This window comes from Galactobacter sp. (genome assembly GCF_022712295.1).
Classification (GTDB): Bacteria; Actinomycetota; Actinomycetes; order Actinomycetales; family Micrococcaceae; genus Galactobacter.
This window is the reverse complement of record NZ_JALAGT010000070.1, coordinates 1-11,215: the sequence shown is the minus strand read 5'-3', so window position 1 is coordinate 11,215 and position 11,215 is coordinate 1. Positions and strand designations below refer to the sequence as shown.

Here is an 11,215-nt window from a genome sequence, read left to right as displayed (position 1 = left end):
GGGTTGGGCTGGTCGGTGGAGCGGGAGGTGTCGGTGATCGTCATCGTCGTCCTTGTTCGTGGTCGGGGGTCAGCGCTGGCGCTGGGTCTCACACGTGAGGATCACGTGTACAGGGACAGCGGCGGGGTGGTTCCGTCGAGGTAGTAGGCACCCACCTCCACGGCCTTGTAGTCCACCGGGTCATGCAGGGAGTGGGTGCGCACGTTGCGCCAGTAGCGGTCCAGACCCACCTCGTTGGCGGTGGAGGAGGAACCGGTGAGGTCGAACACGCCCTGCGTGACATCCAGTGCCGTCTCGGTGGCGACGACCTTGAGCTCCGCGATCTCCTCCGCCAGCGCCCACCTGGCCTCCGACGTGACCTCGGTATCGCGGGAGAGCAGCGCATCGAAGCGCGGGAAGATCCGCTCGGCGAGCGCCGTGCCCGCGCTGATGCGGGCCTTGTAGCGGCCCAGTTTGGCCTGGAACAAGGGGTCCTGCGAGTAGCGGTCCGCCGAGGAGAGGAACCACGAATTGCGCCGGCCGAGCAGCAGTTCACGGGCCCGAGTCAATGCGCCCTCTGCCACGCCGAGATAGAAGCCGCCGAAGGCGAGTTGGAGGCCCGGGGTCAGCAGGGTGGAGACCGGTTCGTCCGTGACCGGGCCGAGCACGTCTGCCGGGGTCACGGCGACGTCGTCGTAGTGCACCGACCCGGACGCGGTGAGACGCTGTCCCAGGTTGTCCCAGTCCCCACCGAGGCTCAGTCCGGCGCGGTCGGTTTCCAGCACGAAGGCCAGGACCTCCCCGGTGCGGCGGCCGGAGGCAACCAGGGCGTTGACGATGATGACCTCGCCAACGGAGGAGCCGGTGGAGAAGCGTTTGGCTCCGTTGAGTCGCCAGCCATCGCCTGCGGGGTCCTCGGTCAGCAGCAGGTCGGGGTCGGTGGGGTTGACCGAATCACCCCAGAGCCAGGCGCCGTCCACGGCACGTTCCCACCAGGCCGCCTGGTCCTCTGGCGCAGCGTAGAAGCCGATGCCCGCCTGGTTGACGTAGTGGTAGGCCAGCAACTGCGCGATCGAGGCATCGGCCCGGGCGATGATGCGAATGGCCTGGAATGCGGATTCCCAGTGACCGCCTCCACCGCCGGCTTCCGTGGGGGCCAGCAAGGTGAGCAGCCCGGCTTGGCGCAGCAGCTCGACTTCTTTGTGCGGCTCGGCGTTGGCGCGGTCGCGTTCCAGCGCGTCCTGGTCCAGCTCCTGAGCCACCCTTGTGGCCGCGGCCGTCACCCTGGCCAGTTCCTCCGCGTTCGCGGTGGCGCTCCGTTCGGCTGTGGCGGCCCAGGGGGTTCGGGTCGGTTCGGCTCGCTTGGTCGGGGTGATCTGATCTGCCTGTGCGGTCATGGTGCTCGCCTCTCGTCCGCACCATCCAGAAGGTTGATTGCTCCGCGTGCTGGGCTGCTCCCTCTCCCTCCGCCGACGGGCGTCCGCCGGCGGAGGGTGAACGAAGCTACGGGCTGTTGAGCCCGTCCCAGTGCCGGCCTCGGACAGGGACCTGAGTCGGTCCTTGCACGTGGTGGGAGCACTGGGCGTTCCCATCGTGTCCTGGCGGGAGCACCGTCCCCGTCTTGGTCGGGGTGGTTGCTGCGATCTCGACGAGCCAGGTCTCTCAATCGCTCTGGATGGATGCCCTCAATCTTGATGAAGTTCGGCCCCGTTCGGAAGGCCTGCGACTCAGATGACCGGGCATTGCCTTCCATGACGCCGAATGACGAACCGGGTTGAGGCACGGCGACGCCAGAGGCGTTCGTGAGCGGCCGCCCGAGGTGCGTCCGGGAACGCGAAGGACGCCGGCTGGGACCGCTGATCCCTGCCGGCGCCCGAGCATGTGGCCGCGGAGGCGCCTATCCCCACTTGATCGTTGAACCGGCGTCGATCGGCAGGTGTGCACCGGTGATGTAGCGGGCCTCATCCGAGGCTAGGAACAGCACGGCGTTGGCCACGTCGGCTGGATCGATCCACGCGACGTCCAACAGCTTGCCTCGTTTGAACGCCTCGATGACGTCGTCAGGTCGAGGATCCGGCAGGTCGGGACGGTAGCGACGCAGATTGTCCCGATTCAGCACCAGGTCGGTACCAACGGCGGTGGGATGGGTCGTATTGACGCGACCACCGTAGGGGCCCAACTCATGGGCCCAGGTCTCGGAAAGCCCGACGAGCGCGGTCTTCGTGGCCGTGTAGCCGGAGCTGTTGCCGCCACCGCGGATCCCCGCCGTGGACGACGCCAGGATCACGCTGGAGCCTTCAGGGTTCTGTTTGAGCAGCGGAAACGTGGCCTGAGCGGTATGGACCACCCCGGTGAGGTTGATCGAGACCAAGGAGTCCCACGCCGAAGCGGGCAGTTCCTCGACGGGACCTTCCGGTACCAGAACGCCGGCGTTCGCGAACACGATGCCCAACGAGCCGAATTCCCGATGACCTCGCTCCGCCGCACGCTGCAGCGACGGGAGATCGGTGACATCGGCGGAGACCGGCAACAGAGCAGATGGGTCCTCCAGTGACTCACGCAGCTGCTGCAGCACCGGTTGTCGCCGCTCAAGATCCACGGCGACCACCCTGGCACCCTCATCGATCAGTCGGAGTGCGGTGGCAGCACCGATGCCGCCTGCGGCGCCCGTGATGAAGGCGACCTTGCCCTCCACCCGGCCGGCCCGGCCACCGCTCATACGGCGGCGGCCTGGACGGCTGCGGTTTCGGTATCGGCGGCGGTGTCGGTATCGACGGCAGAAGGTAGGGCGTCGCGCGACAGGGCCTTCTTCCGCTTGTAGAGGCCAGTGGAGAGGTACTTGAATCCGTTGTCGGCGTAGATCACGACGATGTTCTTGCCGGCCGCCTCCGGACGCTTGGCGACTTCGATGGCCGCAGTGAGTGCGGCCGCGGCCGAGGTCCCGAGGAACAACCCGTCGGATTCCGCTGTGGCCTGAGCGGTCTCGTAGGCATCCTCGGCTCTCACGTCGATGATCTCGTCGAAGCGGAAACCGTTGTCCCGATTCGACTTGACGAGCGTCGGCAGGAATTCCTCCGAGACCCCGCCCAACGGCAACGTCCCATCGATGATGTTTCCCGTGAAGTCCTCGCTGTCCGGCCGGGAAGACGAGGCCCCATGCACGCCGATGATCTTGACGTCCGGATTCTTCTCACGCAGGTAGCGGCCAACGCCCACCAAGGTTCCTGCCGTACCGCCCAACGCCACGAAATAATCCACGTGACCGTCCGTGTCCTCCCAGATCTCCGGCCCCGTGGTCCGGTAGTGGGCCTCCTGGTTCGATTCCCTCACGGTCTGACCCGCGTAGTAGTAGCCCTGTTCCTCGGCGATCCGGGTGATTCCGCGAACCAGGTCATCCGGGACCAGCCCCTTCTCCTCGAAGTCCGCGACCTCTTCGATGTCGGTGAACGAGTGGGTGTCCAGGCCGTATCCCTCGAAGATGTCGATGCGCTCTTGGGTGGTACCGGGCTCAAGGTACGGGATGAATTTCAGTCCCTGGGCGTGGCCGAGCGCCGCCAGTGAGATGCCCGTGTTGCCACTGGTGACGTCGATCAGCGTGGACCCATCGGTGATGTCACCGTTGGCACGGCCCTCCTCGATCAGGGCCTGAGCGAGCCGGTCCTTCACGCTGCCGGATGGATTCAGGTATTCGAGTTTGCCGATGATGTGGGCCTTCAGCCCGTGACGTGCCTGATAGTTCGTCAGTTCCACCAGCGGAGTGTTGCCGACGAGTTCTGCGATGGAGCGGTGGATCTTGGACATGCGACTGCTTTCCTTTTCTCACGAGGTGTCCGAACCAGTGCAACGGTCCGGTGGGTGGGCCGTCCGGTGCGGCCGGCGGCCCCTCCACACGGTAGGCAGCGACCCGGGGGCTTGGGGGCCCCTCGTCACAATTCGTCCACCGCGGTCACTCGGTGTCATATGAGGAGAAGCCGTGACCTCACCGACGGACGCTGACTGGTGCAAGCCCTGTCCCTCTGCGTTCCACAGCGCCTACGCTGGTGATCATGACCACAGAGCCATACGTTCCCGAACCGACCTTCGAGACACACCGCCCCTGGAGCGCTTCCGAGGATCGTCACGCCAAGCTCGGTTATCGCAAGGTAGGAAACTCGGGGCTGTACCTGCCTCCCATCAGCCTGGGACTGTGGTGGAACTTCGGTGACAACCGCACCTTCGACACCCAGCGCGAGGTGTTGCGGCACGCATTCGACAACGGGATCACGCACTTCGACCTGGCCAACAACTACGGCCCGCCCTACGGCTCCGCCGAGGAGAACTTCGGGCGCATGCTGCGCACCGACTTCAGGCCCTACCGCGACGAGTTGATCGTCTCGTCCAAGGCCGGGTACGACATGTGGCCCGGACCGTATGGTTCAGGCAGCTCCCGGAAGTACGTCCTCTCCTCTGCCGAGGCCTCGCTGGGCAGGCTCGGCCTTGACCACGTGGACCTCTTCTACTCCCACCGCTACGACCCCCAGGTTCCGATTGCAGAAACCATCGGCGCGCTGGACACCTTGGTGCGGCAGGGCAAGGCCCTCTACGTCGGCATCTCCTCCTATTCCGCGGAGCACACGCGTGAGGCCGTGGACGTCGCTGCCGCGCTCGGGACGCCGCTGGTGATCCACCAGCCCAGCTACTCGCTGCTCAACCGTTGGGTCGAGCCCGAACTGCTCACGGCTCTCCACGACACGGGTCTGGGATCCATCGCCTTCACGCCGCTGGCGCAGGGTCTGCTGACGGGGAAATACCTGGGCGACGAGAACGCGGTGCCCTCCGGTGGCCGCAGCTCGGTGCAGTCCTCCCTGACCCCCACCAACCTGTCCAAGGCACGCGCCTTGAACGAGGTGGCTCAGCGCCGTGGGCAGACCCTGGCGCAGATGGCCATCGCCTGGCTGCTCCGCCCCGCCGTGGACCTGCCCGACGGCGGCCGGTCCGGCGGGGTTTCCTCCGTTCTGATCGGCGCATCCTCCACCCGCCAGCTGGACGAGAACCTCGCTGCCGTGAGCTCCGGCTCATCCACGGAGTTCTCCGCCGAGGAATCCGCTCGGATCGAGGAAATCTGCGCGTCGCAAGATCCCAATATCAACCCGTGGCACATCTCGTCCGACCAGTGACCACGTCTTCGATCTGACCCAGGAGTCCCCATGGCCAACCTGCTCCTCCTCCATCACGTTCTGGGCGTCACTCCCGGGGTGCGCCAACTCGCTGCTTCCTGGGAGGACGCCGGCCACACGGTGCTCGTCCCGGACCTTTACGACGGCCGGACCTATCCGGACATCGAGTCGGGGATGGCGGCGTCCGCAGCACTGGACCACAAGGCCTTCGACGATCTCGCCGACGATGCAGCGGCGGGGCTCGGATCCGGATTCGTGGTGTGCGGGATCTCCCTCGGCGTGATGCCTGCCATGAATCTGGCCATCTCCAACGACGCGGTCGCCGCCGTCGTGGCGGTGGGCTCGTGCATTCCATCCGAGTACCTCCCCGGCCCGTGGCCCGCCTCGGTCCCGCTGAGGGTGCTGGCCAGCTCGGGGGATGAGATGTTCAACAACGAGGGCGACCTCGACGCGGCCAAGGACCTCGTCGACTCCGGCGCCGACGTCAAGGTCAAACTCCTGCCCGGTGAAGAACACCTCTTCATGGAGGCAGACGACGCGGACTCGGAGGCCGCGACGAGACACCTGTACGAGACTGTGCTGCGCCTGCTCTCCCGCATCGATGAGGACCTTCCCACCGGAGCCGACGAGGAGGAGGACCGGGCCGAAGGCGTGGTCTGGGACCTACCGTGAGCACCCGACGTCGGGCCTTGGGCACCCCCTCTACGTGGCCCGGGTCACCGGTTCGGGAAAGGTACGTGAACCACAACATGAACAGTCGGTGAACAACGCCGATTTTGGTTCCGGGACCCTCTGAACACCCTTCACGATGGTGGGTGTGGAGGAACTTCTCATACTGATTCTGGTGGTCATCACCGCCCTGGCCTTCGACTTCACGAACGGCTTCCATGACACCGGCAACGCGATGGCCACGTCCATCGCCACCGGAGCGCTCAAACCCAAGGTCGCGGTGACCCTCTCTGCGGTCCTGAACCTGGTGGGCGCCTTCCTCTCCATCGAGGTCGCCAAGACCGTGGGAGGCGATGTCGTCAACCTGGACAAGGCTCAAGGTGAGGCGCTCATGCTGATCGTCTTCGCGGGACTCGTGGGCGGCATCATCTGGAATCTGTTGACCTGGCTCTTCGGCCTCCCCTCCTCCAGTTCCCATGCCCTCTTCGGCGGTCTCATCGGCGCCGCGCTGGTGTGGAGCATGGTGCACGGGTTCGGCGGCGGCGGAGTCGAGTGGGGCGGCATCATCGCCAAGGTCATCATCCCGGCGCTGCTGGCCCCTGTGGTCGCGGCCCTCGTTGCCGCGGTGGGTACCAAGGCCGTCTACAGGATCACGTCCAAGGCTCCCGAGGGCTCCCGCACCAAGGGCTTCCGTTGGGGACAGATCGGTTCCGCTTCCTTGGTCTCCCTGGCCCACGGAACCAACGACGCACAGAAGACCATGGGCGTGATCTTCCTGGCGCTGATCGCCCACGGCGCGGTCACCGGCGAGGACGACATCCCCTTCTGGGTCAAGGCCTCCTGCGCCCTCGCGATCGCTCTGGGAACGTACCTGGGCGGCTGGCGCATCATCCGCACCCTTGGCAAGGGGCTCGTGGAGATCTCAGCACCGCAGGGTATGGCAGCTGAGACCTCCTCCGCCGCCATCATCCTCACTTCCTCCCACCTGGGTCTTCCGCTGTCCACGACGCACGTGGCCACCGGCTCCATCCTCGGGACCGGCCTCGGGAAGAAGGGTGCAGAGGTGCGCTGGTCCGTGGCCGGACGCATGGGCCTCGCGTGGCTGATCACGCTTCCCGCCGCTGCGGCCGTCGGTGCCGCTTGCTGGGGACTGGGCCATCTGGTGGGCGGGCTGTACGGCACGCTGTTGATCTTCGCCCTGCTCGTGGTGACCTGCACCGCGATCTGGCTGCGTTCCCGCCGCAACGCCGTGGACTCCAAGAACGTCAACGACGACTGGGACGGCAAGCAGACCCCAGAAGCTGCCGTTCCCGAGACCCCGATCCGTGAGACCGCCTCGGTCTGAGTCCTCCACACACCCCTGACCTCGAAAGAAAGCCTCTTTCATGCACCTCGATTTCGTCGGCCTCCTCGATTCCCTTTGGCAGGTCCTGGCCGTTGGATTGATCTTCGGCGCGGGACTCCCGGCACTGTTCTCCGCGGGCATCCGCGCCCTCGGGACAACGTCGCAACCGGCCGGCGCCCAAGGGCCCACCACCACCGGCGGGAACAAGTTCCTGGCCTGGGTTTGCTTCGGGCTGTGCATCGCCGCCGCCTTGTTCGGCATCGTCCTGATCGTCTTCGGCAAGCAGATGTTCGGGTGATCGGCATGAACTCATCCGTCATCACCCGCGCACTGGACTGGCTCCGGCAGGGCTACGCCAGCGGCATCCCCGCGCAGGACTACGTCCCGCTGCTGGAGGTCCTGCATCGCAGGCTCACCGATGCAGAGGTGGCTCAGTTGGTCCGGCTCATCGCCGAGTCCGAGGACTTCCCCGTCTCCGGCCCCACCATCGAACACGCCGTTCAGCAGCGATTGCTGCTCAAGCCGGACGAGGCCGACGTGGAGCGCGTCGCCACCCGCCTGGCCCGCACGGTACAGGCTGCCGAGGGCTGATCACTCCATCAGGCCGCGGATGTCGTCCTCGTCCAGGAACTTCGCTGGGTCCATGCTTCCGTCGCCGATCACCGTCTCGAACAACTCCGCCTTACGGGACTTGAGTTCCATGACCTTCTCCTCGATGGTCCCCTCCGAGACCATGCGATAAACCATGACCTGCTTGGTCTGCCCGATCCGGTGAGTACGATCCACGGCCTGCGCCTCCACCGCGGGATTCCACCAGGGGTCCATGATGAAGACGTAGTCCGCCTCGGTCAGCGTGATCCCGGTGCCGCCCGCCTTCAGAGAGATCAGAAAGACGGGCGCCTTGCCGTCGCGGAAGGCCTGAAGCACCCTCCCACGGTCCTGCGTGGAACCGTCCAGGTAGACGCAGTCCAACCCGGCGGCCGCGAGTTCCCGCCTGATGATCTTCAAGTACTTCACGAACTGGGAGAACACGAGGGCCCGGTGCCCCTCGTCCGCCAGCTCGCGTAGCCGCTCGATGAGCTCCGTGAGTTTGGCGCTGGGGATGTCCTCGTCCTCCGACCCGCCGAGTCCCGCGTGCAGGGCAGCCATCCGCATCCTGGTGAGGGCGGCGAAGATCGCCACCTGGTTTCCCTCGAAGTCGTCCACGAGGCCCAGCACCGCCTGGCGTTCTCGCTGCAGCAGGGTGTCATAGAAGCGACGGTGAGGTTTCTCCAAGGCGACGGTGAGCACCTCCTCCTGCTTCTCGGGGAGATCCTGAGCCACCAAGGACTTGGAACGACGCAACATGTACGGGGCGATCCTGGTGCGCAGCCGCACCAGCGCTTCCTGACTGCCTTCCTTCTCCACCGGGCGCGCCACGTTGTCCCGGAATCCCTGCAGCGTTGGATACAGCCCCGGGGCCGCAATGGACAGTGCCGGCCAGAGCTCGGTGAGTCGGTTCTCGAAGGGTGTTCCGGTCACGGCGAGCGCGAAATCCGTGCGGATCTTGCGTACGGCTTGGAAGGTCTTGGAGGCGGGGTTCTTGATGGCCTGCGATTCGTCGAGGACCAGCCCCTTCCAGGCCAGGTCCGCATAGTCGTCCGCCTCGCGACGCATGAGGGCATAGGAGGTGACCACGAGGTCAGCCCCCAATGCGACCTCGGCGATCGAGGTTCCTCGCTTTCGGGCGGTGGCCGTGACGCTTTCCACGCGCAACCCTGGCGTGTGTTGAGCCGCTTGTTCCTTCCATGCAGGCACCACGGAGGTGGGGGCCACAACCAGGAACGGTCCGTCGAAGCGGCCACGACGCCGGTGCCCCTTGACGGTGGAGATGAGGGCCAGCGTCTGCAGGGTCTTGCCCAGGCCCATGTCGTCGGCAAGGATGCCGCCCAGCCCATGTGTGTAGAGATGGTGCATCCAGTTCAGTCCGTCTTGCTGGTATGCGCGTAGCGGCGTCGTCACGCCCACGGCTTCCACGTGGACCGGTTGCTCGCCGTCAAGCAACGGCGCCTGCGCTGTGACCCAGCGTTGGACCGACTCGGGTAAGGCCCCGAGCTGTTCCGCTTCCTTCATCAGGGAGGCGTCCGCGGTCCCCACCCGCATGGTGCCCTCCTGCTTGGCGCGCAGTCCGGTGGACTCGGCGTCCTCGACGAGGCGCCTGAGGCGGTCGAAGGCAGGATGGTCCAGCCGGATGAGGACGTTACCGTCCACGACCATGGCCTCGTCCTGTCTGGTCAGGGCGGCCAGCACCTCTGGCAGGGGGATCTCGTGGCCGTCCACACGAATGATGACGCGCAGGTCCAACCAATCGATCTCGCCGCTCTCGTCCGCGACGTGCTCTTCCTTGCCCTCGTCGTCGTAGTCCTCGCGCGCTCGATCCTCCCGGTCTGCTCCGCCCCCGGCTCCTCCGCCCCCGTCGTCGGATGCCGGACGACGCGCAGGGCGGCGGCGGGCGACGTGCGGGTCCTCACCGGAGTCCACCACGTCGAAGCTGATCTCGGGGTCGCCATCCAATTCCCGAAGGTCTGGAACGCGATCCGATACCTCCACGTGCATCTGGGCGCGGAGTTCCGGGATGAGGTCCAGGACCACCCGGATGGCGTTCATCCCGGAATAGGTCATGGACGCGGCCGGGCGGCCACGGGTGAAGGTTACGAGGTCCCTGGCAACCGGTCCCGGAACCCATTCCTGCAACAGCGTTTGTTCCTGGTCCAGGTGCCGCAGCACGTTCCGGGAGCCGGCGGTGGGGTCCATGACGACGTCTTGCACTTCCCGCCCCTGTGTGTAGCGGAATCGGAAGTCCACCGTGGCTCGGTTCTCCGAGTCCCAGTCCACGAGGGCGACCAAGGCGGGCGGCTCGGGTGTGGCCGGGCTGAAGTCGGGGTCGTCGCTGGCCACGGGCAGGTTGGCTGCGATGCGGGGCAGGACCGCACGGGACAGCCTTTCTCGATCCCGCGCGGGGACCGTGATCTGCTGTCCGTAGCCCAGGACCGTGGTCAGCCGTTCCGAGAGCGGAGCCGTCAGACGAGCCAGCACGAGCTGATCTCCGGTGGCTTCCGAGGGTAGCAGGGCCACGGCGAACGCCCTGCGGCCGATGGGTGTGAGTGCTGCTCCGGCACACGTGTACCCGTCCCAGGCCACACCGAGCATGACCGTGGCGTCCTCCTCACTGGCGTCCACCCCCAGCCTCAGTTCCACCGGTTCCGGTGCCAACTGGACCGACGTCGCCATCCCCTCCGCCAAGAATTCGACGCCGGCTTCCTGGGCCTCCACCAGTGCACGCCACATGTGAGGGGTGGCCTCACTGAGCTGATAGGTGGATACGGGATCGGTGCCCTGAGCCCTGAGTGCCTCGGCCAGACGGGAGAGCGCCGCGAATTGCGCGGGAACGAACTTGGGCTCGTTCCATGGCTGGGTCAGCGCGGTCCAACTGGCGCCCGACTTGATCCAGGTGCCACGTTTGCCCATCTTCATCGGCATGATGTGCAACAACGGGGCCGGGTCGGGATTCCAGCGGCTGACCCTTCCGGGTTCCACGGATATCCGCAGGGCCAGCGGCGAATGTTCGGCAACCACGTGGCCACGGATCAGTTCTGCGGCGATCTCATCCAACTGCTGTTCCCAGTTCGGCAGGCCGCCCGACATCCCTGGGAAAGAACGTCCACTGGCCGCGCCCGGAAGCTCGGAGCCTCTGACCACCTGGGACGAGTCGATGCCGAGCCTGTGCAGCAGGCTGTCGACTTCCCCTCGGCCTGCATCCCCCCGTTGCGGGAAGTGCAGTGGTTCCGGAGGACCGCCGGCCGGCCGCGTCGGCGCCTCCCGGTCTGTCGTGACTCCGGCGTCTTGCAGCAGGCGCAAGGCCAACGCCGCCCCATGTTTGCAGGCGCTCCCCACGGGGCATGAACAAACGGAGCGGATCAGGGCTCCGACGGCCAGCGGCTGAACCGTGACCTGCGTGGAGTACAGGTCGGTGCCCGTCACCTTCCCGCTCACGATCAGGCTCTCCCCCGCCATCCGCGTCGCTTCC

At 66.3% G+C, this 11,215-nt stretch carries 9 protein-coding genes and 1 riboswitch; of the genes, 5 read left to right on the top strand and 4 right to left on the bottom strand.

From position 1 onward, the window contains the following. Nucleotides 1-101: 101 nt before the first annotated feature. The 3 genes from Q0A15_RS05550 to Q0A15_RS05540 form a co-directional block, all read right to left on the bottom strand. Nucleotides 102-1,376 carry an acyl-CoA dehydrogenase family protein gene (locus Q0A15_RS05550; protein ID WP_291278537.1) on the bottom strand — a complete coding sequence of 425 codons (1,275 nt, stop codon included), beginning with the start codon at nucleotides 1,374-1,376 and terminating at the stop codon, nucleotides 102-104. A 188-nt stretch (nucleotides 1,377-1,564) separates the two neighbouring features. Next, nucleotides 1,565-1,661, bottom strand: a riboswitch (SAM riboswitch). Nucleotides 1,662-1,876: 215 nt separating this feature from the next. Next, entirely contained in the window at nucleotides 1,877-2,698 is an 822-nt protein-coding gene (locus Q0A15_RS05545; RefSeq protein ID WP_291278536.1) for an SDR family oxidoreductase, read from the bottom strand. Next, entirely contained in the window at nucleotides 2,695-3,780 is a 1,086-nt protein-coding gene (locus tag Q0A15_RS05540; protein ID WP_291278535.1) for a PLP-dependent cysteine synthase family protein, read from the bottom strand. Before Q0A15_RS05540 ends, Q0A15_RS05545 begins: the two co-directional genes overlap by 4 nt. Before the next feature lie 245 nt (nucleotides 3,781-4,025). On the opposite strand from Q0A15_RS05540, the gene Q0A15_RS05535 reads away from it, so the two are divergent. From Q0A15_RS05535 to Q0A15_RS05515, 5 genes are all read left to right on the top strand, one after another. After that, nucleotides 4,026-5,135 (top strand): aldo/keto reductase, encoded by a 1,110-nt coding sequence (locus tag Q0A15_RS05535; RefSeq protein WP_291278534.1) that lies wholly within the window; start codon nucleotides 4,026-4,028, stop codon nucleotides 5,133-5,135. Between the two features lie 30 nt (nucleotides 5,136-5,165). Then, nucleotides 5,166-5,807 (top strand): dienelactone hydrolase family protein, encoded by a 642-nt coding sequence (locus Q0A15_RS05530; RefSeq protein WP_291278533.1) that lies wholly within the window; start codon nucleotides 5,166-5,168, stop codon nucleotides 5,805-5,807. A gap of 145 nt (nucleotides 5,808-5,952) precedes the next feature. Further along, complete coding sequence (locus Q0A15_RS05525; protein ID WP_291278532.1) at nucleotides 5,953-7,149, top strand: inorganic phosphate transporter; 1,197 nt, start codon at nucleotides 5,953-5,955, stop codon at nucleotides 7,147-7,149. A 40-nt stretch (nucleotides 7,150-7,189) separates the two neighbouring features. Beyond that, the gene (locus Q0A15_RS05520) at nucleotides 7,190-7,447 is read left to right on the top strand and encodes a hypothetical protein (RefSeq protein ID WP_291278531.1); all 258 of its coding nucleotides are present in this window, start codon (nucleotides 7,190-7,192) and stop codon (nucleotides 7,445-7,447) included. Between the two features lie 5 nt (nucleotides 7,448-7,452). Beyond that, nucleotides 7,453-7,740 carry a DUF3349 domain-containing protein gene (locus Q0A15_RS05515; protein WP_291278530.1) on the top strand — a complete coding sequence of 96 codons (288 nt, stop codon included), beginning with the start codon at nucleotides 7,453-7,455 and terminating at the stop codon, nucleotides 7,738-7,740. On the opposite strand, the gene Q0A15_RS05510 is transcribed toward Q0A15_RS05515, so the two are convergent. Further along, on the bottom strand, nucleotides 7,741-11,215 hold a 3,475-nt coding region (locus Q0A15_RS05510; RefSeq protein WP_291278529.1), incomplete at its 5' end, for a DEAD/DEAH box helicase.